The sequence below is a fragment of the Siphonobacter aquaeclarae genome (genome assembly GCF_900103285.1).
In the GTDB taxonomy this organism is placed as follows: Bacteria; Bacteroidota; Bacteroidia; order Cytophagales; family Spirosomataceae; genus Siphonobacter; species Siphonobacter aquaeclarae.
Genome location: NZ_FNGS01000001.1, coordinates 782,222 through 805,150, shown reverse-complemented (window position 1 = coordinate 805,150; position 22,929 = coordinate 782,222). Strand labels below are relative to the sequence as shown.

Annotated in this window: 14 protein-coding genes; 1 reads left to right on the top strand and 13 read right to left on the bottom strand. The window is 55.9% G+C overall.

All coding sequences use genetic code 11. The features are described from left to right. Positions 1–124 precede the first annotated feature (124 nt). The 7 genes from BLR09_RS02990 to BLR09_RS02960 all read right to left on the bottom strand — a co-directional run bounded on the left by BLR09_RS02990 (position 125) and on the right by BLR09_RS02960 (position 11,972). Complete coding sequence (locus BLR09_RS02990; RefSeq protein WP_093197498.1) at positions 125–355, bottom strand: hypothetical protein; 231 nt, start codon at positions 353–355, stop codon at positions 125–127. A gap of 3 nt (positions 356–358) precedes the next feature. After that, the gene (locus BLR09_RS02985) at positions 359–946 is read right to left on the bottom strand and encodes a hypothetical protein (RefSeq protein ID WP_093197858.1); all 588 of its coding nucleotides are present in this window, start codon (positions 944–946) and stop codon (positions 359–361) included. A gap of 276 nt (positions 947–1,222) precedes the next feature. Then, on the bottom strand, positions 1,223–2,686 hold the full coding sequence (locus tag BLR09_RS02980) for a SusD/RagB family nutrient-binding outer membrane lipoprotein (RefSeq protein WP_093197495.1): 1,464 nt from the start codon (positions 2,684–2,686) through the stop codon (positions 1,223–1,225). A 32-nt stretch (positions 2,687–2,718) separates the two neighbouring features. Then, entirely contained in the window at positions 2,719–5,931 is a 3,213-nt protein-coding gene (locus tag BLR09_RS02975; protein WP_093197491.1) for a SusC/RagA family TonB-linked outer membrane protein, read from the bottom strand. A gap of 310 nt (positions 5,932–6,241) precedes the next feature. Then, positions 6,242–8,656 (bottom strand): ABC transporter permease, encoded by a 2,415-nt coding sequence (locus tag BLR09_RS02970; protein ID WP_093197489.1) that lies wholly within the window; start codon positions 8,654–8,656, stop codon positions 6,242–6,244. Between the two features lie 144 nt (positions 8,657–8,800). Next, complete coding sequence (locus tag BLR09_RS02965; protein WP_093197486.1) at positions 8,801–10,576, bottom strand: M61 family metallopeptidase; 1,776 nt, start codon at positions 10,574–10,576, stop codon at positions 8,801–8,803. Positions 10,577–10,697: 121 nt separating this feature from the next. Continuing rightward, a complete protein-coding gene (locus tag BLR09_RS02960) occupies positions 10,698–11,972 on the bottom strand; it encodes a S41 family peptidase (RefSeq protein ID WP_176785428.1) in 1,275 nt (424 codons plus the stop codon). Between the two features lie 165 nt (positions 11,973–12,137). On the opposite strand from BLR09_RS02960, the gene BLR09_RS02955 reads away from it, so the two are divergent. After that, entirely contained in the window at positions 12,138–12,824 is a 687-nt protein-coding gene (locus BLR09_RS02955) for a hypothetical protein (protein WP_093197480.1), read from the top strand. Between the two features lie 93 nt (positions 12,825–12,917). On the opposite strand, the gene BLR09_RS02950 is transcribed toward BLR09_RS02955, so the two are convergent. From BLR09_RS02950 to BLR09_RS02925, 6 genes are all read right to left on the bottom strand, one after another. Further along, complete coding sequence (locus BLR09_RS02950; protein ID WP_143011005.1) at positions 12,918–13,931, bottom strand: saccharopine dehydrogenase family protein; 1,014 nt, start codon at positions 13,929–13,931, stop codon at positions 12,918–12,920. 111 nt (positions 13,932–14,042) lie between these two features. Next, positions 14,043–16,976, bottom strand: a complete 2,934-nt coding sequence (locus tag BLR09_RS02945; protein WP_093197475.1) for a glycosyl hydrolase — start codon at positions 16,974–16,976, stop codon at positions 14,043–14,045. A gap of 7 nt (positions 16,977–16,983) precedes the next feature. Further along, complete coding sequence (locus BLR09_RS02940) at positions 16,984–18,438, bottom strand: glycoside hydrolase family 28 protein (RefSeq protein ID WP_093197472.1); 1,455 nt, start codon at positions 18,436–18,438, stop codon at positions 16,984–16,986. Between the two features lie 18 nt (positions 18,439–18,456). Next, positions 18,457–21,285: a glycosyl hydrolase gene (locus BLR09_RS02935; protein WP_093197470.1), complete on the bottom strand. Its 2,829-nt coding sequence runs from the start codon at positions 21,283–21,285 to the stop codon at positions 18,457–18,459. 10 nt (positions 21,286–21,295) lie between these two features. Beyond that, positions 21,296–22,120, bottom strand: coding sequence for a sugar phosphate isomerase/epimerase family protein (locus BLR09_RS02930; RefSeq protein ID WP_093197468.1), 825 nt, complete (start codon positions 22,118–22,120; stop codon positions 21,296–21,298). Then, positions 22,117–22,929 (bottom strand): phytanoyl-CoA dioxygenase family protein, encoded by an 813-nt coding sequence (locus tag BLR09_RS02925; RefSeq protein ID WP_093197465.1) that lies wholly within the window; start codon positions 22,927–22,929, stop codon positions 22,117–22,119. Before BLR09_RS02925 ends, BLR09_RS02930 begins: the two co-directional genes overlap by 4 nt.

The window sequence follows — 22,929 nt, the reverse complement described above, 5'->3', positions numbered from 1 at the left end:
GTTGGTTGGGTATGTGCGAGGCTGGAGCAAAAAAAGGAAAAGAAACAAAACGAGGTATTTCACGTAATGAGGCGGGGTTTTAAAATCTCTAATGGTGAGAGGCGCGCGAAGCGCGCCTCCCTGTTCAGATTGAAATACGTCTGGTCAAATACGATGACTCGTTCTCACGAATAGTCCGGGCGAGCTCGCCGAGAAAGGCTTTCCCCCGTGACCCATACGCGGCCTGCTCCTCCCGGTTGAGGGCAACGACAAAGTCATACAAACCGACAGAACCACATACGACACTGAAAATCAGTTGTTTATCTTCCGAAAGAAACAGCGTGTAGTTCCATCCTTCTTTTTCCAGTTCTTTCATACGCTATAAGGGTGTCTCGGTGTATTTACTCTTCGGGATCCGGTTGACGACTGCCTCGGAGTAACCCGTCGGCAATTTACCACCCGGAAGCCAAAGTGCATTGGCGCCCATCTCATTCCCGGAAGGCAGGCGCAGGTTCAGCTCCTTCGGATTGGCTATGCTGATCCGCACCATAGGCTTGTCTTTCCAGCTACCGGCCGGAATACCCAGCTCGGTTTCAATCTTGGAAATGTCTTTTCCGGTTTTAACCAGCATAGCGTCCATCTCACCGGCGGCCATGACAAACTGGGTATTGTCGGGATAGCCCAGGGTATCGCGGCCGTAGTTGTCGAGCGTACTTTTCGGGACGAGGTAAGTAGCGCCTTTTTCGAAGAGGGAGAGTTGGTAGGTAACGTAGTTGGCTTCGAGATACACCTCGGGCAGCGGGCGGCTACCCTTGGCGAGCGCCAGTACTTTTTGTGAATCCCAGCCTGATTTCCAGGAATTAGCGAGCGAAGGTGGCGCGGGATCTACCTTGTCTTTGTCGGAACAGGACCAGCTGACGGCGGCTAGAAAAACAAGGAGGACGGACTTGAGAAGGGTAGTTTTCATCACGATAGCGGATTTTTGACGGTTGGTTGGTTCATACACATAGGTCCGGACATGCGTATACGTCAAAGCTAGTGAAAACTACCGGGGCCGCCGCGCGGTACGGGGTGGATTTTCCCCTGAAACCGGAAAAACCGACCTTTTCGGGTCGGATAGTTCGTGAACGGTCTGTATCGTCAAAAAACAGCACGCACCCAGAAGGCGCGTGCTGTTCGAAAGGTTTCCCATACTGGCGTCCCTGAGGCGGGTGGGACGCTGGAACATAACCAAAGCAAAAAACTACTTTTTGTCCCACCAGATGCGCGTATCATCGAGATCGGCGCCCTGGCGTGCATTGGCTGCGTTGTAATTATCCGTGTTGAGCTGTGCTTCGGTGGTCGGGTACTGCTGGCGCCGCGGAATCTGCTTCGACGGATTCAGCGCGCCCGGCGCCGGCTTCAGGAAGTTCGGATAGCCTGAACGTCTCCACTCGGTCCAGGCTTCGTAACCTTGCATGTAGAGGGCTACCCACTTCTGTGTGCCGATGAGCTCGAGGGCCTGGGCATCGGAGTAGGCAACGCCCGTCTGCGCGATGAATGCCTTGTAGGTATCTTCCTTGTAGACACCCCACTGCTCGAACGAGGACTTGATCGCCGCTTCGTACAGCGCTTTCGGATCTCCGGAAATCCAGCCGAGTTTCGCTGCTTCTGCCTGCATAAACAAGGTCTGTGCATAGGTCATGACGTAGGCCGGAGCGGTTACGACCGTCCGCAGCGCTGCTGCCGGGAGGGATACGTCCGCCGGTTTTGCTCCCGGGTTCGTCAGACCATAAGGCATTCCGACATAATCCTGCTTGTTGGTGGATTTGTCGGCATAGGCCGGCAGGCGCGGGTCGGAGAGGGGCTTCATGTAGTCGACAAGCGTCGTGCTTACCGCAAAATCCAGACGACCGGAGGTTACAAAGCTGGCAAACCACGGGTTCGGGTACAAGGCGTCGTGGTTGTAGAGTACGTTGTCGGACGTTGCCGACAGTCCGCCCGCCGTATAGGCAGCTGCAAACTCTGTCTTGCCCGTTGCCGGATCAATTTTCGAGAGACGCAGCGCCAGGGCCATCCGCAGGGTATTGGCGAATTTCTTCCATTTAGCGGGGCTGCCGCCAAGAAGAACGTCGCCTTTGACGTTCGTTCCGCCGTCGAACTGGGTTACTGCATCCTTCAGCTCCTTGAAAAGGTCTGTGTAGATATCCTTCTGCGCATCGAATTTCGGGCGAAGGGACGTTTGTCCTTTCAACGCATCCGAATAGGGAATATCCCCGAAACGATCCGTCAGTACCGAAAACTGATAGGCTCTCAGAATACGGGCGATGGCGAGCTGATTGGCATTGGAACCGTTGGCGGTAACCGACGCCTTCGTAGCCGGGTCGGTATTGAGCTGCATGATCGTCGCGAGGCTGATGAGCGGTCCGGCGTAGAAACCGTTGTAGTCAAACGTCGACGCACCGTAGCGGGAGTTTGTCGTGTACGTAATTTCCGACCAGTGCTGCGCATACAGGTTGGGCTGGGCGATGGTATTGGTCACCGAGCCCGGTACGCCGCTGTTTCCGGAAGTAGCGCCGGTAATAGCAGCCGTCAGCAGAAACGCTGTATTGGCCGAAGACGCCCGGTTCGGGTCGGTGTTCATGTCTCCGAAATCGCTGCAGGAGCTGACCAGCCCGGCCATGAGTAACAGGGCAGCCTTTCGGATGGGAGATGGAATCTTGTGCATACCGATGTATTTTTCAGGAAAAAAAACTTCCGTTAGAGACTGAATTTAACGTTGAAGCCCATCTGGCGGACCGGAATCTGCTGACCGCCTTCGCCCCAGTACGTCTGGGTTTCAGACGGGTCTACACCACCGCCGACCTTGCTGTAGATCAGGAAGGGGTTGCGGACCATCAGCGCTACGTACGCATTGCGGAACGGGGTGCGCTTCAGGAACGTCTTCGGCAGGGTGTAGCCCAGGTTTACTTCACGAAGCTTTACATAGGTTTTGTCAAAAATCCAACGCTCGTTGAGGTCGAAGAAATCAGACTCATACAGGGTCTGGGTATCGACGTACTTGGTATTCGGCGTACCATCGGCAAAGACAGCGTCCTTGATCATGACACCGCCGCCGTTGTCGGGGGAGTCACGCTTGGGCTTGCCTTTGTCGTTGAGGCCCGCGGTTTCAGCGCTCAGACCTGAACCGGCATTGAACATCCGGGTAGTTGAGTAGAACTTCCCGCCGATGAGCCAGTCGATGTTGAAGCGCAGTGTCACGCCCTTGTACGTAAACGAGCTCAGGAAACCGCCTTTTGCCTTCGGAAGTACCGTGGCCAGGTCCTGATTCGGTTTGGTGAGCGGGTGGCCGTCGGCGTCAACCAGGATCTTACCGTTTGCCGGGTTGGCAACGGGCTTGCCGTTTCCGTCTACCGCCTGGAAGCGCTGGAAAGCCTTCCCGACAATCGTTCCCCAGTCGGAACCTTCCCGGGCAATGAAGCCGAGCGTCGTACCGCCGAAACGGGGTACGCCGGAGAAAATACTCGTGCTGCCGAGGTAGCTTTGGAGAAGATCATAAGTCTTCAGACCGGCAGCAAGCTGGATGACTTTCGAGCGGCTGCGGTCGACGTTCAGGTCGAGATCCCAGGTGAAATCCGCGGTTTTGATGGGCGTCGCTCCAATGTGCAATTCAATACCTTCCGAGCGGATGTTACCGGCGTTGATCAGCGCGGAGCTGTACCCGCTCGATCCCGGAACAGCCAGGGGCAGGATCTGATTGGTATTGTCCTGACGATAGGCCGTGAATTCCAGGCTGAGGCGATTGTTGAGAAACTTCAGGTCAACCCCGATTTCCTTGCCTTTGGAAAGCCCCGGTTTCAGAGCGGCGTTCGGCAACTGCGTCGGGAGTGTTTCGGTAGTGTTGGAACCGTATTTCGAGCCGACGTTGTACGTCGTCAGGATTTGATACGGGTCGATGTCAGAACCTACTTCAGCATACGATGCCCGGATCTTTCCGAACGACAGAATACGCTTTTCGTGAATGAATTCAGAGAAGATGAAACCGCCCGTAACCGACGGGTAGAAGTAGGAGTTATTACCCTTCGGCAGGGTAGAAGACCAGTCGTTGCGCGCCGTCGCTTCCAGGAAGAGGAAATCGCCGTAGTCCAGGCTCACGTATCCGTAAACGCTTCGTACTTCCCGCTGCGACTTTAAGTTTGATACCGTCATCGCGTTGACAGAGTTCGAAATGTTGTAGAAGTTCGGAATCGCCAGACCGCCGCTGGTTTCTTCGTTAAGATAGGTACGGTAGTTTTTCCGGATGTTACCCCCGGCGTTGGCGCTGACCGTAATCTTGTTGAATTTCTTGAAGAATGTCAGCAAGCCTTCGTAGTTATCTTCCCGGCGTACATCAGTCCGTGCGCCGAAATAAGGGGTACCCTTCGTAAACGAGGCCACGCGGCGTTCGTACTGGCTGGTGTACATGTCGCGACGGGCCGTCACCGACGCCGAGAGGTAGTCGGTAAACTTGTAGTTCACGCCGAAATCGCCGAAGAGACGGTCATTCTTTTCCTTGTTGGTGTTTTCATATACCTGGGTATACGGGTTATCCCAGTACAGCGGCGTGGTGTTTTCCGGCCCTGTGATGTTCCAGGAACGGTAGCTGCCATCCGGGTTTTTGTAGACACGGAGGTGATCCATGTCGTTCTGACGCTGCCACCACTGATTGAACGAGCCAATTGTCTGGTTCTGACCGCCGTAGCCGTCTGCGGGGCGGTTGGTCGTATTTTCCGTGGAATAGTTGATGTTGGTAGTCACGGTCAGTTTCGGCGTGAGATTCAGGCCGAGTTTCGCAGACAGGTAGTCGCGTTTCTGCGTCGTGTTCGGAATAACCCCTTTCACGTTGTAGTTGGTATACGATACCCGTGCGTTGTAATTGTCGCCACCCTTGCTGAATGCGACGTTGGTGTTGACCGTCGTACCCGTATTGAAGAAGTCACGGATGGCATTCGGATGCGGAGAGAAAGGTACCGTTTTGCCGAATTCCGGATCTGACGGAATCCAGGAGTACCAGGGGCGGTACGGCGTGCCGTCCATTTTCGGTCCCCAGCTTTCATCTGCCGAATAATCGATGATGTTTTGTCCTTCAAAAGCCTTCCACGATTCCGGGTGAACGGCCGGGTTGTAATGGAACTGATCAAACGCCTGCGTATAGCCGCCGCCGTATTCGTTCTGGTAAGTAGGAAGAAGACTGACCCGGTCGAAAGTAGTACTGTGGTTCACATCGATGCCCAACCCTTCCTGGCGCTTGCCTTTCTTGGTGGTGATGACGACAACACCCGCTGAAGCCCGGTTTCCGTAGAGTGCGGAAGCCGCAGGGCCTTTCAGTACGTTGAGGGACTCAACGTCGTCCATGTTGACATAGTTGATGTCGGTAATCGTACCGTCCACCACGTACAGCGGATCGCCGCCCGTCAGGGAGTTGACGCCGCGGATACGGATGTTGGGCGTGCCGAACTTCGCGCCCGACTGGCTGAATACCTGCACGCCGGCGACTTTCCCGGCAAGGGCGTCGGCGACGTTGTTGTTCCGTGCGATTTGCAGTTTTTCCGAAGAAACCGTCTGAATAGCCGAGTTGATGGCCTTTTTATCCCGGCTGATGTTGAGCGCGGTGATGACGACTTCGGTCAGTTCACTGCCGGAGACGGCCAGGACTACGTCGATTTTGGCCTGATTGCCGACTACTACTTCCTGCCGGACGAAGCCAATCGCTGAAAACGCAAGCGTAGCGCCGTCTGCGACGCTGAGCTGGTATTCGCCGTTGGAATTGGTGGAGATGCCGCGGGTAGTTCCCTTGACAGTTACGTTGACACCGGGGATCGGAGCGCCATCATCGGCGGAGGTCACCCGACCGGATACGACCCGGTTTTGCGCGCTGACTGGAATGCACAGCACGCTCAGCAACGCGAAGGCTGCGAGTAGAATATTTCTCATTTGTTTTGGTTAAGGAGTTAGAGAATCTTTGGAAACTCTAAGTCAAACTTAATGAATCGTTGGCCGGATGTCAATTTACTACTACATCAATAGTCGATGGTGTGCTGACATAATGACAAAAAAAGGCCACCATTATTGAAAAACTTTCAATAATGGTGGCCGTCGCCGCAAACGGCGAACGCCGAATCTATCGTTTCCCTGAATCCTTAAATTGAGATTAAAATAGAAAAATGCCGGGTTTGGAGGTATGGAATGTGCCCCGCGGGGCGACCAATGCCTGCTTTTCAGCGCCGGAAAAGGATGCCTGATTTTACTCCGATTTCAGACTTTTGGCCGGGTTCGCAAGGGCCGCCCGGACGCTCTCGTAGCCGACCGTCGCCAGGGCAATCACCAGTGAAAGAACCCCCGCCGACGCAACCACCCAAACATCTACCTGCGTCCGGTAAGCGAAGCCTTCCAGCCAGCGGCTCATGACATACCAGGCAAGCGGAACCGCCACCAGAAACCCGATGCCTACCAACCGCAGAAAATCCCGTGAAAGCAGTCCGACGATACCGGTGACAGACGCCCCCAATACCTTCCGGACACCGATTTCCTTGGTTCGCTGCTGCGCCGTGAAGGCGGCGAGACCGAAGAGGCCGAGACTGGCGACGAAAATGGTCATTCCCGCAAAAATGGCCAGAATCAGCCCGGTTTGCTGCTCCGCATGGTAGGTCGCCGTAAACCGGTCATTCAAAAAAGAGTAGGTAAAAGGCTGATCAACGCCGAGAGCCTTCCACTCGGCGCGCGCCCGTTCGATGACGCCCGTCGGGTCGCCGGCCCGCAGTTTCAGGATAAAAGGTCCGCTGTTTCGCGACAAAACCATCACCAGCGGCGAAATGGCTTCATGCAGGGAGCGGAAGTGGAAATCCCTGACGACACCCACCACCCGCAGGGTAATCCGTTCGCCGTTATTCGGGTAATTGGTGACAGTATGGCCGAGCGCGGAGCCCTTCCAACCGAACGTCCTCGCCGCCGTTTCATTGACGATTACCGCTGATGAATCGGTTCGGTACGCGTCCGAGAAGTTCCGCCCGGCAGCCAGTTGCAAACCCAGCGTCGGGATATAGGCCGGGTCCACTTCGTAGCGGAGGGTTTTAACCAGTTGTGACGGATTCTGGTCCGGCGACAAAAAGAAGTTATTATTTCCAGACGGCCCCGCTGGCAGGAAGCCCGACCGACTCACCGATACAATCCGCGAATCCTGCCGCAACGCATTCAGGTAGCTGTTTTCCTTGTTACCCAGCGCCCAGGTATCCGGCAGCACAACCACCTGCTCGCGGTCGTACCCGAGCTTTTTGTCCTGAATAAACGTCAGTTGGCGGTATACCACAAGGGTACAGATCATCAGCGTTCCGGAGATAAAAAACTGGAAGACGACCAGCCCGGAGCGAAGCCCGCCGCGTTTGCCCGAAAATCGCCCCTTCAGCACCGTAACCGGCTGAAAAGAAGACAAATACAGTGCAGGGTAACCGCCGGCCAGCAAACCGGCCAGAAGTCCCGCTCCAAGCAGCCACGCGAGCGAGCCGGGTGAGGTGAAGAGCGGAAATTTCAGGTTTTTCCCCGATAGCTCGCGGAAAAGCGGAAGCCCCAGGTCTACCAGCAGGGCTGCCAGCACCAGGGCAATACCTGTCAACAGCAACGATTCAAACAGAAACTGACGGATCAGCTCTTTGCGGTCGGAGCCGAGTACCTTGCGGATACCCACTTCGCGGGCCCGGCGCGCGGCGCTGGCAGTCGACAGATTCATGAAATTGATACACGCAATCAGCAGCATGAATACCGCAATGGCGCTGAAGATGTACACATACCGGATATCGCCGGCCGGGCTCAGGTCATACCCGTAGTGCGAATGCAGGTGAATATCGGTCAACGGCTGAAGGTACAGCCCCAGCCGGTTTCCCTTTTTCTGAAACTCGGCATACGACATATGAAATGCCTGCTCCAGCTGCGGACCGAGGTGTTTTGCAACAACCTGAGGGAGTTTTGCCTCCAGTTTTTTGTAGTTATATCCTTCGGGAAGAACGAGGTAGGTGAAGTATTCCGACGTCATCCACGACCCGGAGCGAGCATCGGCGATGTCGGCCATTGATCCGAGTACATCTGACTGAAAATGAGAATGTTCCGGGATATCTTTCAGGACGCCCGTCACCTGCATCGGCGTGTCCCATCCCTTGAAAAGCACCGTTTTACCAACCGGATCGGTCGCGCCGAACCAGTCTTTCGCCACTTTCTGCGACAGCACAATCGAATGCGGCCGGAGGAGCGCTGTAGCCGGATCGCCGGAAACAAACGGAAGCGTAAATACCCGGAAGAAATTCGAATCTACATAGGCAAGAGACTGATCCTGAAGTGTTTGCCCGTCTCTGACGAGGCGGATATTCCCGCCTGGCCGGAAGCGGGTGGCTTCCTGTACCTCCGGGAAGGTGGCCTTCAGCGTCGGGGCGACCGGCGGCATCACGTGTGCATCGTTGATGGTCCCGCCGTCCGTGGTACCTTCAAAAACAACGCGCACAATCCGGTCGGACTTTTCGTGAAACCGGTCATAGCTCAGCTCGTCCGTCACATACAACAAAATAGCGAGGAACGTTGCCAGGCCAATGGCCAGCCCCGAGATATTGATCGCGGTAAAGGTGCGGTAGCGGAGCAGGTTGCGCCAGGCGATGAGCAGGTAATTCCGGAACATGGGAGAATAAAGCTAAGTCCAACCTTATTCCTTCAATTTCATGCCAGAAACGCTGCTGGAAAAGCAAACCGCTGGAAATGAGCCTTTTTTCGGAATCAGGTTGTCCGTTTCCGTACATGTCCTCGTACGGAAACGGACAAGCAATCAGTGCAACCAGCTTTCCAGTATCGCTTTCTGAAGTGTATTGGGTTGGGGCATGCGTGAAATCGTAAACGGTTTTTCCCGCTTTTGCCCAGCCGGAAAATGAACGGTCCTGGGGCCCTTTTTATCGGCGATGAAAAGGACGACGTCCACTCCCGGCTGGAGGGAAGCTTCGACAGGCATGAGTACCCGCGGCGTGGCGCCGTTTTTACTCAGGACGATCATGCCGGATCGGAGACCGGCCTGCCAGGCGGGGGATTCGTACTCGACGTTCCGGATTGTGAGGGAGTCGTTACGGGTAGTCGCGGTCAGCCCTGTCCAGCCACCGGGTACTACATGCTGCGTGGTGTCGATGTTCAGGCCGGCATAAGCGAAGTACTTCGGGTAATCTACCGGTCGGGTGGTGGAAGCATAGTCGAATACCTCATTCAGCTGCTTTCCGGCGATGGATTCGCAGGTTTTCCGGAACTCATCCTCTGTAAATCCCCGCTTTTTCTCTTTGTAATAAGTTTGATAGAGGGCGCGCATTACATCGTCAAGGGACTTTTTGTTTCCGGTAACGTAACGAATGCGAAAATCCAGCAGCAGCCCGAGTACAGGACCTTTGTCGTAATAGGATATCGTTTTATTCACTTCGTCGCCGGTCCGGCCGAAGGGGCCGTCCGACCAGGTTTCGTAACTGGCCTGTGTAGCAGACTGATACAGGCGACCGGGCTTGTTTTCGTAATTGCGTAGATTTTTTTCGAAGGAAGAAAACAGTTCTTCATCGGACATGAGGCCGGCCCGGCGGACAACCAGGTATTCATAGTACACCGTGAACCCCTCGGATACCCAAAGCATACGGGTTTTGTTTTCGGCATCGTAGTTAAACGGCCCGAGCTCTACCGGACGAATACGCTTTACATTGTAGTGATGGAAGTACTCATGTGCGAGAAAGTTGTAGAGTTTGAGCCGGCCGCCACGGGTATTGAGCTGGTTGCCGTCGAACGCCACCGAAGTAGAATTCAGGTGTTCGATACCGCCCCCTCCCCGCCCGATGGCGATAAACGTGTAGTGTTTGTACGGAATATCACCGATCAGTTCAGATGCTACTGTGACGATCTTCGACAGATCGGCCATAAATCCCGGCTTATCGAACTGGCCAAGCTGGTACCCGACAAAGTAATGAGGTATGCCTTTAACGGAAAACGCCGGTAATTCCTCCAGTTTGCCCATCAGGATCGGGCTGTCGTACAATACATCGAAATCGGAAGCGGCGAACGTATAGGATTGTCCGGCAACGGGCTCTAGCCCTGTGGCAATCCGGGGACTCCAGTCGGGCAGGGGTTTAAGCGTCACCGTTACCGGCAGCGTGATGCGGTCTTTCAGGTGCAGGAATACCCCCGCCGGAGAGAGGTAGGCACGGTCGTGGTTGAGGTAGCTGGCCGCGACAAAGGAACGGGTAGCCAGCACGTCATACCGGATCCGGAGGGAGGTGTTCTTCCCGGCGTCTATTTTCCAGGACGACGGGGTCGGTTTGCTCCAGGTCAGGGTTTTTCCCTGTGCATCGGTTGCCGTAAATCCGCTGACATTGCCGGCGTAGTTCATCAACTGGTAATAACCGGGCGTCCAGACAGGCATTTTGAAGACCGGCGCGGCATTGGTACTGCCGTCTACCTGTAGCTCGACGTGCACAAGGTGAGAAGCCGGATCGGGAGTAGTGACCGTATACGTCAGCTGTTGTGCAACCGCCGGTATACTCAGCAAATTCAGCCAGAGAATGTTTCGGAAAAGGGACATCGGTTTGTCGGGAAGCAGGTGGTATTTCCCAAATATCCGAAACGAAAAACAGGTGAATGGAAAGAAAAAGAAATATATATAAGGTTTTTTGTGAAAAGGACAAAATAGTATGCGTTCAGGCTCATGGGCGGGAAACGAGGTACTCCATCCCCTGAGCGATCCAGTCCCGATCGCTGCGCAGAATAACGCCGGGCTGCACGCCGACGCCTTCGAAAGGCAGGTAGCTACTCTTCATATCCGTCACATAGACCCGCGCGGTTTTGCCTGGAAGCGGTACGGTTCGACCATAGTTCGAGCCATAGGTCAGCGTGCCCTGCGTGGGTTGCCCGAGCAGGGTTACATTGGGAATATCTTTGAGCCGGAGCGCAAAGATCTCGCCCTGACTCATCGTACCGTAGTTGAGGAGAACCGCCACCGGATGTTTGGCAGCGTATTCCCGCACTATCCGGAGGAAGGGCCGGGCAACCTTATCTGCTCCGCCCTGGTTGTCACGCAGATCCAGGAGGAGTTTGGGGGCAGTAAGTGAGTCCGCGATGGATTTCAGAAACGCTTCCGCTGCCTTTTGGTCGGCGGGTACGGCGGAAAAATGGCCCAGCCGGACATAGGCCATTTCAGGAGAAAGTCGCCGGAACTGAAAAGGCGCTTCTTTTCGGGAGATACGTACAAAGTCCTGTTTTTCAGGATGTTTTCGGTAGATGTCGTCCGAAACCGATCCATAAAAAAACGACCCGGCCAGCGACCGGTTGACAAGGGCTTCGTTCGGGTACAGCATCAGGTTTTTGTAAACCGGGTGTCCGTATACGGCGAGGTACCGTTGGTTGCTCCTCCCCAGCAGGTATACCGCGATTTGCCCCGGCGCCCAGACCGGCAGGGATGAATGCAGCACAACACCGTGCCAGGCAGCCATTTTGGGATGGACCTGATACAGGCCAATGGTCAGGTGCCCGCCGTAATGGTAAATACCTTCGAGGGAATCATCCGGGGCCTGTCGCAGGGCAGTTTCCAGGGAATCGAGGTTGACACGAACGCGCAGGTACTGACGGAATGCGGCCGTGGCTTGGTATCGGCGGACGGCCGCCGTATCCGACCACGAGGCCCGGTTCAGCACCGTTTCCGGGACCTGGTAGAATCCGAGGTGATTATCGCGGAGCGGAGAAAAGAGGTAGATCATGCGCATGAAGGCGTCGGCCGGCGTTTTTACATTGGCCGTATCCCGGCGCATCCACTGTACCAGCCGGTCAAATTCCTGCCGTTTTTCACCGGTGATCTGCTCCTGGAAAGAGGGCGTAGACTGAAGAATCAGGGAAAGACTGTCGATATCACGCTGAAACAGCCGCCCCGTTTGGGCAGTCGCGGAAAGAGTCAGCACGCAGAGGCAAAACGTCAGGATACGCATGGACAAGGGGGTTGGAAAGCCCAAAACTAGCTGTTCGCCGGTAATAATGCCAGTTTGAAAAGGGAAGCCGCGGTAATGCATCCTCCCTGTAAAAAGAAAAAAAAATCGTTGCAACCAAACCGGCTAGTAAAGGGTCTGAGCCACAGGTATCAAATCTAAATCTGCATGAAATACATCGTTACCGGACTGTCCGTTTGCGGGCTGCTTGCCCTTGCCGGATGCAGCAGCGAAACGCCCGGTCCTCAGATCACGGGCCCTGAGCCTGTTCCCGTTGTCAAATTCCTGGGTCGCGACAGTATTTCTGCCGGCGATTACCGGGGTATTCAAATCAAAGGTTCTACAGAGGATGCATTTGTGGTACTAGAGCAATACCGGCAGCGGGATGCGGTGCAGTATATCAGTGCGGTGAATAACTATTTTTCGGATGTAACCGACTTAAAAACGCGAATTCCACGCTTTTCCGAGTTGGTGTTGGACGAACAATATGATACCGATTCGGGTGTGCAGGTACAACTGGAAGCGGGAAAAGTAAAAAGTATCGCCCTCAATAACCGCAGGCAGCTGACACAATGGCCCGAGGCAGCCGATACCCGGGATGCTATTAGGCCAGGGGATAGCGGCGACCCGCTTTATGAAAAGCTGGTTGCCCTCAGCAAGCAACGTGACTATGCTCCCAAGTTTGAAAAGATGGTACTGCTAACCCGCCAGACCTATGCCATTTACGATCCCGTCAAGGCGGCTATGCCCTGGAACGTTGTTTACAAGGACGCTGCTAACCGATATGAAAATGTTCAGATTCACATCAGAGATAAGAAAGTGGATTATGTAATCGTGAATCGGTTTGAGAGGTAATCAAGCGATTGCGTTAAGGAAAACAGGTCCCGGAATCATTCCGGGACCTGTTTTTTTTTGAGTATGAGCAGAAAAGGGTCTGATTGCAAAAAATTAGCGAGGATATGTTTTTACCTGAAACGCTATACCATACCGCCCGCCTGCTTCCAGTACTTCCTCCAGCGTCACTACTTCGTCAACGGCCCGGAAACCCGGTGTAAGTCCGTTCTTCACCTTCTCCAGGCATACTTCCAACAGGAGACTGCCTGCGTAAAAGGCATCCGATGCCACGAATGCCTGATTCGTCTCCCCATCCGAAACGCAGAATTCGATAGGCGTTCGCTTTTTTCCGAAGACAACGCCCCGTAAAAACCGGAAATACGCTGCCAGCAAACGCCGTACGAGGTTCGATGCAGGCAGCAGATTGGCGGTAAAACCCAGCCAGTTAATGGCGTCCGGCCGGACCGAGAGATAGGTCGCGGCCTGTTGAATACCTGTTGAACGGAAGAGATACTCGGCATCGGCCAGGTAGACTTGCATGGCGGTGTGCTTACCGTCAGACCATGGGAATATAGCCGACGGAGCAACCGGGGGGCCTTCTTTCCGCGCGCCATTTTCCAGGCGGATCGAAGGCCGTGTCAGCGTTTCGGCCATGAGGAGGCACATGCCCGGTCCTGCACCGCTGAACAGCCGGTAGCGGATAGCCAGATTCAAAGTGCCGGTCGTCGATGAAAAGGAGTTCACCAGCACATTCGTCAGTCCCGGAAATACGCCAACCCCGATCATCACAGCGCCCGGTCCGGGAGAAACGGACGACTTCCAGTCCAGCAACTTTGCCGTCTGCAGCGGGTCGGCGGTGGTTTCAATCCAGGTCCGTCCCCGCTCCATAAAAAGGGAAAGACATTGAAACAGGTGCTCATCCGATGGCCAGGGAGCGGCGTTTACAACGACGTCATAAGCGAGCAGCCTGGTCAGGGTTTCTTCAGGCGATTGCCAGTCGACCACCACGGTTCTGTCATCCCTCTGGCGCCGGGCGCCGATGTAGAGATCATGGGCAGGGTTATGCCGCAGGACTGCCAGCAGATTACTTCCGAAATAGCCATATCCGCCGAGGACCAGGATTTTCATCAGAGCGAGGGTTTGCAGCGGCAATTAGCATGAGGGAAGGGGAAAGAGAAAGTAAGTGAGGGAGAAATGTCGGGATAGGCAAAAGCTAATCCCAAAGAAGCATCCAGCCTCTCACTCCACCACCCCAATCACGACCGGCCCCAACAACCCCGACGGAAGCAACGGAGACTCTTTCGTATAAAACCGGTGCGGTGCAAACGTATACCGGCCGCTGGTGCGCGGGGTATTGTGGAGTAACCAGTCGGGCCATTTGCCGTCTTTGATGCCGTCGTCCGGTAAAAACTCGTCGCCGATCAGGCGGTTGGGCCAGCGGTTGGCAACGTCGATTTCAAGGAGGTTTCCGGAGGGTTTCAACCCGGCTGGCAGGGCGATTTGCCACGGTGACGTCCATACCACGCCCAGTTCACGGCCGTTCAGGCGGACACGCGCCATGTCTTTCACCGTGCCCAGGTCAAGTACCAGCCGGCGCCCGCGCGGCGCGTCGAACGTCTTGCGATACGTGGCAATGCCGGAGTAATACCGGATGCCGTTTTCCGGCCGGGTAGTCCAGTCTTCCAGCCGGGTGAAGGTTACTTTTTCCGGCCCGCCCCACTTCGGGTCAAACCGTACTTCCCAGGGGCCATTCAGTTTCTGTACCTCTTTGATGTTCAGTATGTTTTTTCGGGAATTGCCATTCGCTTTTTCGCCGGAAAAGACAATGAAAAAGCTCTCATGCGGAGCAAAACGCAGCGGGAGGGAAGTCACGCCGTTGCGGAAGGTATGTTCCGGCAATGCACGGATTTCACCGGTGACGGGATTCCAGCATTGAGGTTGGCCCGTCGCCCGAAACGACAAACCCGCCGTTTGCGCGGAATCACTCCGATTGGAGACAAAATAAAGGTCCCAATCGGAATGCGTCCGGTGCGTATACCGGATCGGGGCCGTAGTCTCGAAATCCTCCGGAATGCCCTGATTTTCAAGAAGAGACGCTGTCAATGCATACGACGGATACAGGCTGCCAGCTTCCGGTTCCATGCGGCGGATTTTCCCGTCGGCCCAAATCCGCTGCGCCAGTCCCCGCACGCGGGTATCGCAGGCGGGGTAGTCGGTCAGACCCGGCGCCGCTACGGGCGGGTTTCCGACGATGGTAGCGCCGGCCCGGGCGAGGGACCCGATTTTTTCGAGCAGCCGGGGTGTCATCGTCCGGTAGGCCGGCAGTACCAGCATCCGGTACGACGCGCCGGAAGGGAAGGTAACGCGACCGTCTTTCACAGAAGCATCCATCAATTGGCCGGGGTCGCATCCGTCGAAGTTGTAACCCCGGCGGTCGGGTAGGAAATCACTGCCGCTCAGGGCCGATTTGGGTGGTAAAAACACGTGCGGAGCACTTTCCGGGGTGAGATACAGGATGTCGGCGACAGTCCTTCCCTGCTGCAACAGAAACTGACAGCGCGACACATACCGGTGATACGCCGGAACCATTGGCCACCAGGTTTGCCCGCGGTCCCAGTGCACGCCATAAGGCCCCATCGTCATGCCGGGCCGCAGGCCGTTATCCGGGTATTTATGTTGAAAGGTATGGTATACGAGCCGGTTGATGCCCGTGGCGAAGGCCCAGTCCCCCTGGTTTTTCATCGATCCGGGATGTTGTTTCCAGGCTTCGCGGTGGTCGGCGGTAAAGGCCTCGGCAGGTACCAGCGCGTTGCCATTGACGTGCGCGATGGACGTCGCCTCCAGGCAACTGAACGCCGCCTCAAACCCGTACCCTTCGCTCCAGAACTCACACATGGGGATATCTGCGACGGCTCCGAGAGCGAGATCGGCCGTTGGATTCATGTCATAAGGCTCGATGGATAACTTCAAACCAAGCCGGTGACTGATGCGCTTGAGCTGCCCGGCATGATTTTCCAGGACGAGTTCCTGGGCTGTGGTCCGCAAATCCCATAAAAAACGCTCGCTGCGCTCGTCTGACCCGACAATCCAACCGGCGTAGACAGGATAATAAGGCAAGGGGTCGTAGCCTCGCCTCCTCCGGAATTCTTCCCGGAAGCGCCCGGACCAGTTTTGCGCGCCCATCTCCCAGCTATCCATGTGCAGGCGGCGAAGACCGCCAGACGAGCTCCGTTTTTTCGGCAGCAGCGGATAGAGGTAGCTATGCAGGTGAGCCTCCAGTGCGACAGTATCAAACTTGTCGGCTTCGAAACCGACGCCCGGAAGGGGAGCGGGTCGGGTGACGGCGCCGTTGTTACGCGCGGCAAACCGCAGGATCGTCCATGAACCGTCCGGCACAGTCCATTCCAGCGTACCATCCGGCTTCAGGCGATCCGTCAGGTCGATGATTTTGTCGGGTGAAATGCCGGAGATACCAGCCGGAACGGCATCCGGAAAATACGGGCGGACGTTGGCCTGAGACGTATACGGTGCCCGGTAATACAGGGCTTTTTCGTCAATTGCCTCGATTTTAGGTATTCCGGAGGGAGTAGGGAAGGCGAGTACCGCCACATCGCTGTACCAGTTTTCCCAGTTTTTACGCATGTCCGGCGGAAAACCTCCCGCTCCGAAAAAGGGCTTCTTCGGGGCGGGTACGGGAAGTGTCAGGCGGGCGGGACCGGGGCCGCGGACCTCCGTCGCAGTGGAAACCAGGTGCTGCATCGATTGCTCCGGCCGGACCCAGGGACCGCCGCTGCCCGTCCACCCCGGACCTACCCCAAGGGTCATGTCAATGCCCAGCCGCTCGGCTTCCCGAACGGCGTGGGCAAAGTCAGATTTCCACTCTTCACTCAGAAAATTCACTTTTCCCCGGGGAACTCCCACGTTTACTTCCAGAAAAACCAGATTGCCGATACCGGCGGCTTTCATGGCTTCGAGGTCGGCAGTCATGGCCTCTTTTGATAGATTGCCGTCCATGAAGTACCAGTAGACGCCGGGTCTGGCGGAGTCGGGTGGGTTCAGAAATCCCGCGCGTAATTGTTCCAGCGAACCGATACGCCGGGTGCCCGATCGCGGGGAAATCTGAAAGGAAGCAGCCAACAGGAGCAGAAGCCCGGGGAAAAGGAAACGGATCATATGGGTGTCAGGGGACCTTCACGTCAGACGATTTGTAAACGTATACCGGCTTTTTCTTGCCCGGTTCGCTGACTTTCAGGCCGGTGAAATTGGATTGATGTACGTCGTCGAGTACAACTGCCGTCCGGTAATCCTTCTTCTGACAAGTTAAGGTGACGTTGGTCATCGTCACGTTTTTCGCATGACGAATGTAGAAACCCCATGCAGGCAGCTCGCCGAACATGGAAAATTCCGGATAGGAGGTCGCCTTTTCCGGCACTTTATCCAGTTCTGTCAGCAATACCTGGGCAAAATGCGGCGTGCCGCCGCCGGGGAAAACCAGCTCCACATTTTTCAGCGTTACGTTGGAAATCAACGCATCCGGCAGGCCGGTGATACCCGAAGGAGAAACGTTCCGGGGCATGTCTTCGACCGGCCCCTCGTATTCATATCCTGCATCGGGTTTGGTGGCCGGGATTTCGGCATATACGTTGGAAATCCGGATATTCTCCATACGGCCCTTTTTGCCTTTTACCCGTTCGCCGATCCGCAGAAAAATGGCGTTGCCTGTGTTGTAGGCCTTCAGGCTGTCGACTTCGACGTCTTCGACGAAGCCCCCGTCAACCGCCGCCAGCGTCACCGCCGAACGATAGGTATCGTACACTTTTACGTTGTAAATCTGGATATGCCGGAAGCCGCCGTACGTCGCCGTGCCAAACTTGACCCCGTTCGCGCTGGAACGAACGGTACAGTTACGCACCAGTACGTTCTGACATACTTTCGACGCGTCGTGCGATTTCAGACAGATTCCGTCATCAGATGCGTCAATAAACGAATCGGTGATTTCGACACCATCGCAGTCAACGACATCTATACCGTCGTTATTCCAGTACGCTTTGCTGTCGACAGCAATACGGTTCAACTTGACATTCTTACACTGGTCGTAAATCTGAACCCAACTGGCGGAGTTCTTCAGGGTAACATCGGTCAGGTTGACGTTTTTGTTTTCCCGGAAATAGATCAGCACGGCGCGGGCTTCTGCCTCGGGGCGGTCATACCGGAACAAATCCTTGATCAGGCCTTTCTGGATCATGGTGACGACATTCCGGGCGAGGTACCGGCCCTGCCCGTCGATCACGCCTTTGCCGGTAATGCTGATATTTTCCTGATTATGAGCGAATACCAGGGCGGTCCACACTTTCCGGTCGTAGTCGAACGGGTTGAGGGAGCCGAGCAACACGGCGCCTTCTTCGAGGTGGATCGTAACATTCGATTTCAGGTGAATAGAACCCGTGAGGTACCGCCCGACGTAAAAAACCAGGCGACCGCCGCCGTTCTGGTGAATGTGGTCGATGGCATACTGGATCGACCGGGTATTGAGCGTCACCCCGTCCGAATAAATGCCAAAGAGGGACGCAGGGTAGTCTTTTGCCTGAAGACTCAGACTTCCCAGAAACAAACAAAAAGAGAGCAGGTACTTCATGCGATCGGGGTTTTGGAATCAGGAATAAAGGGTGACAGGTCCGAGAATACCCATCGACTGAATGGGCTGGTTTTTCCGGCCGGTATTGGTCCAGTACTGCGCGACGGCATTGTCCGTCAGCGTTTTCATGTAATTGCCCATGCTCGTCGCTACCTTGATTTCCAGGGTATTGCGACCGGCTTTGAGTTTTCCGGCGAGCGGGAATACCCGCCGGCCGTACCATTGCACACCTGCCGGCTGGCCGTTGACCGCCAGCTCGCTGACCCCATAGACTTTCCCGAGATTGAGGAAAAGCGGTTTTGCCGGGTCGGTTACGTCTACTTCTGTCCGGTAGAGGACGCTCCCGGCAAACGAAACCCAGTCGGGACGGTCTTTCAGGTCGACGAGCGAATCGAGCGCGCCTTTTTTCACGGAACCGTCGATATGCCGGAATTCGAGTTCCCAGCGGCCGGGCCGCAGCTCGCCCGATCCGGTCAGGGGAAGGGGTTTCCAGTCGGTACCCTTGCTGGTTTTATCGAAGACAAACAATCGGCAATCAGCCGGCCCGAGGTCGAGCGATAGTGTTTTTTGCGCCGGCAGGCGGAAGCGCTCACCGGTGACGGCGTCCCAGATCCAGCCTGTTTTCTTCGCAGTAATCGAATCGGAAAAAGAGAGGTCAAGTGAGACAGGTTTGTCCATATTCGAATTGATCAGCAGGATCAGGTCGGCGTCGGCGGTCTGGTACCGGATCTGCGTCACAAATGGGTCGGGCTGGCTCAGCTTCAGGTAAGGCTGAATACCATACTGCTTCTGAATGCCTGTAAACCAGGGCGTAAAGGCTTTTTCCGGTTTCGGGACCCGGATGAAGCGGTCGGGGAAGGCCTGCAGTTTCGATACCCACGCCGCCACCTCGGCGTCCCGCTGCTGCCGGTTATGCCAGCCCAGGGATTTGGTGGGGATTGTTTCGACGCAGAATACCCGGCCGCCTGCCTGGACGAACGCGTGTATCTTCTTCAGCGTGTCCGGTTCTGTTCGTTCGATGTTGATCAGGACGAGGGTGTGGTAGGCGCGGGGGCCGTACGTGAGTTGTCCGTTTTTTACGACAGAATCCCGGATGACGCCTTCTGAGACATAGTCGCAGGCATTACCGTTCTGGTGGATGGATTCCCAAACGAGCGACTGGTAATTCGGGTGAATCAGGCCCGGGAACGGCTCATTCTGATTGCCGTACAGGCTCCAGGTATCCGGTACCGGCGGCAGTACGGCGATGTCGGCAAACATCGTTGCCTGCTGCAATACGGCGGAGATACGGGCCTTATAGTCCGTAAAATGCCGGAAATACGGCCACCAGGTATTCTTTTCGTTGAAATACGTCCCGTAGCGGACCCAGCCCGGAAAGGGTGCATCCGGCGGCGAATAGTTGAAGCCGTGGAAGATCGGGTGCGTCACGCCGGAAATGGTACTTTGGTCGCCGCCGATTTTCAGGATTTCCAGGGTATCGTTAAATACCATGTCCGTATTCGTCAGTTCTTCAGCGCTGACATACTTTTTGCCCTTCAAATGCGCTGCCGACGACAGGTACTTATTCGCCATTGTATAGGCGCGGCCGATGCGGTAGTCTTCCCCGCTCATCTCCTTGCCCAGGCCGTATTTGATCCAGGTTTCACATTCCGGCAGATCCACCTTGAAACTACCTTCCAACGGGTCATATCCGCGGCCATACGCCTGAATCCGCGATTGCAGGCCATGCTCCCGGCACCATTGGGTGAAGTAGCTGACGAAGCGTTCCTCCAGCAATTCCGTCTGGGTGAGGGCAAAATCGTAGCGCATGCGCTCGATCATGTCTTTGAACTCGCCGGTCATTTCGGCGGTGTAATTGAAATCCCAGATATTTCCCATTGCTCCTATTTTGAAAAGGAGAAAGGGAAGGTACGGGACGAGGTCATAGCCGCGGCGTTTCCGGAATTCAGCCATGAGGTCGGCCGACCAGTTCGCGCCTTCCAGCTCCATGCTGTCGGTAAACAGCGCGCGGACGTGTTTTTTGAGCGGACCGAGCCGGCCTTCGATGGCGTCGGTCATGCGGTTGAGGTACTTTTTGACCGCTGCCGCGTCGTAGTGGTTCAGCACGGGGCCGTCGGCGCCCGGCGCGCCGTTAATAACCTCCATAAACCCGTGCGTTTTCACGAGGGCATAGAGCACGTGTTTGCCTTTGGGAATATTGACGACGACTTTTCCGGATTTGATCTGCGACGACAAATCCTGAATCTGATCCACGCTGCTGAGCGGGTTTGGCACGAGCTTGAGCTGCATCACTTCGGGCTGCCGGCCGGTATACGGCGACGTAATAGCCGGATCGCCTTCCTTGCAAAGGTCAAACAGGGAGGCTTCGTATTCGAGCGGACCTTCCAGTTTGCGGGTCGTAATCGTCAGAATCTGTGAACGCTCTTCGCCCTGCAGGTATTCCGCGCCGAAGGGCCAGCCGGAGCCGACAATGAGGTCGCAGGTGAGGCCGAGTTTTTCGGCTTCGTCGAACGTCGCTTTCAGCAGGTCGATCCATTCGTTGCTCAGCCAGCGGACCGACGGCGTACCCATGTCGTCCGTCCGGGTCGGAAACTTCACCGGGTTGATTTCCACCCCGCCGATACCCGCTTCCTTCATCAGGCGGAGTTCGCGGATGAGTTCATCCCGGTTGACTTTGTCGCCATTCCACCACCAGCGGACAAACGGGCGGTAAATCGCCGGCGGGTTCTGAAAGAGTGTATAGAGGTCTTCTTTTTTCGGGGGAAAAGCCGCGACCAGCGGGGAGTTTGCCAGCCACAGGCCACCCGAAAGCAGTGATCCGTTTCGCAGGAAAGTTCTTCGTTTCATGTAAAAGGGGTTAAAAGGAGGCGTACCGTTTTTCGAGTACCCTTTTCATCCAGAGGTTCAGGCGGAACTGCTCCTGATCATCGGGCAGGGAACGTTTTCCCTTTACGAGATACGGCGGAGGACCGAATTCGGGCGTCATCGTCATCACCTCATCGCCGAGGCTCCTCCGGTGCCGCACGCAGGCGTCCCAGACGTCCAGGTGGGCACGGAGGGCATCGGCGTATTCATCCAGAGCGGGGTCCCAGACCTGGGGTCCCTGGGTGTGTCCGACCCGGGTATGAATATGGCGGGTGTGGCGAATCGCCCGCCGGACTGTTTCCTGCTGATCTTCCAGAAAACTCTCCGAGACGCAGAACCAGTGCGAAATATCCAGCGTCAGGGGCAGCTGCGGGTGGGCTTCCAGCACGGGTCCGACGACATGCGCGGCGTACGACCATTTGTTCCGGTGAGTTTCCTGGTAGACAGGTACGCCGGTAGTTTCGGATACCCGCCCGCAGACTTCCAGTATCCCGTCGATCTGCGGGCGGGTGTAGTATTCCCGGCCGGTCTGCGCGCTGATAAACAGCGGCTGCCCGGTCCGGGCGTGGGTCAATAGCTGCCGCTCCAGGGCCTGAAGATAGCCGGGGAAGTCGCCCGGGGCATCCCGTACGGTCATGACAATACTGAGGTCAAGACCGTATCGGGCAAGCAGGCGGACAACATCCCCGGTATCTCCTGCCTCGCTGAAGGGATACCACTCGATTCCCGAGAATCCTTCGTCTTTGACACCTTTCAGAAAGGTATCCCAGGGAACGTGCTCGAATCCCCAGCGGGGGCAGAAAAAACGGATAATCATGGATAAATCAGCGGGTTCTGTTCGTCGTTGGCGAGGGCGTCTCCAATCCGGAGGGTACGCACATAGTCATCCGGCAAGATGTTCTTCTGCCCGTTGAACGTATTTCCGTCGGGCATGTAGGCGCAGGTCATGGCCCGACGGTACCCGCTGGTCATGTTGGCGCCGGCGCCGTGTATGGTAAGTCCGTTGTGGAACGAGCAACTGCCGGCCTTCATCGGAACGGAAACAGAGTTTACGGTCATAAACTGGGGATAGATCGTGAAAATACCATCCATGTTTTTGCCTATGCCGCTGTTTTCAAACGTGGTTTCCTGAAACGATCCCGGAATGAAATACAGGCACCCGTTTTCGAGCGTCGCGTCGTCGAGCGCCACCCAGATCGACAGGGCATTCCGGTCGTAAAACGACCAGAAAGGCGTATCCAGGTGCCAGGCGGTCGGGTTGGCCCAGGGGCGCTTGAACAGCGCCTGATCGTGCCAGATCCGGATGCCTTCCACGCCGGCGAGTCTGGCAGCCATCTCGCCGATGCGCCGGTCGAGCATCAGTTCCCGGACCCCGTCGTGGGTCTGCCAGAGGTTGAGCAATTGGTCGAATACCTTCCCGAAATACTCGGCATCTTCGTTAATACCGTCGTCGTCACCCACTTTGACCATGCTGCCGGGCATCTTCTGTCCGGCACGTTCCCGGACAGCTTCCATCACGACCTTCCGCCAGTGTTCCAGTTCTTCCGGCGAGAGAAAATCCTCGATCACGATAAACCCGTTTGTGCGGTACGAACGAATCTGTTCCTCTGTCAATTGATAGTTCAT

Coding starts and splice junctions, on each gene's coding strand:
- BLR09_RS02945 (WP_093197475.1), bottom strand. CDS start 16,976: ATGATCCGTTTCCTTTTCCCCGGGCTTCTGCTCCTGTTGGCTGCTTCC.
- BLR09_RS02925 (WP_093197465.1), bottom strand. CDS start 22,929: ATGAACTATCAATTGACAGAGGAACAGATTCGTTCGTACCGCACAAAC.
- BLR09_RS02935 (WP_093197470.1), bottom strand. CDS start 21,285: ATGAAACGAAGAACTTTCCTGCGAAACGGATCACTGCTTTCGGGTGGC.
- BLR09_RS02975 (WP_093197491.1), bottom strand. CDS start 5,931: ATGAGAAATATTCTACTCGCAGCCTTCGCGTTGCTGAGCGTGCTGTGC.
- BLR09_RS02950 (WP_143011005.1), bottom strand. CDS start 13,931: ATGAAAATCCTGGTCCTCGGCGGATATGGCTATTTCGGAAGTAATCTG.
- BLR09_RS02985 (WP_093197858.1), bottom strand. CDS start 946: ATGAAAACTACCCTTCTCAAGTCCGTCCTCCTTGTTTTTCTAGCCGCC.
- BLR09_RS02930 (WP_093197468.1), bottom strand. CDS start 22,120: ATGATTATCCGTTTTTTCTGCCCCCGCTGGGGATTCGAGCACGTTCCC.
- BLR09_RS02990 (WP_093197498.1), bottom strand. CDS start 355: ATGAAAGAACTGGAAAAAGAAGGATGGAACTACACGCTGTTTCTTTCG.
- BLR09_RS02960 (WP_176785428.1), bottom strand. CDS start 11,972: ATGCGTATCCTGACGTTTTGCCTCTGCGTGCTGACTCTTTCCGCGACT.
- BLR09_RS02955 (WP_093197480.1), top strand. CDS start 12,138: ATGAAATACATCGTTACCGGACTGTCCGTTTGCGGGCTGCTTGCCCTT.
- BLR09_RS02980 (WP_093197495.1), bottom strand. CDS start 2,686: ATGCACAAGATTCCATCTCCCATCCGAAAGGCTGCCCTGTTACTCATG.
- BLR09_RS02970 (WP_093197489.1), bottom strand. CDS start 8,656: ATGTTCCGGAATTACCTGCTCATCGCCTGGCGCAACCTGCTCCGCTAC.
- BLR09_RS02940 (WP_093197472.1), bottom strand. CDS start 18,438: ATGAAGTACCTGCTCTCTTTTTGTTTGTTTCTGGGAAGTCTGAGTCTT.
- BLR09_RS02965 (WP_093197486.1), bottom strand. CDS start 10,576: ATGTCCCTTTTCCGAAACATTCTCTGGCTGAATTTGCTGAGTATACCG.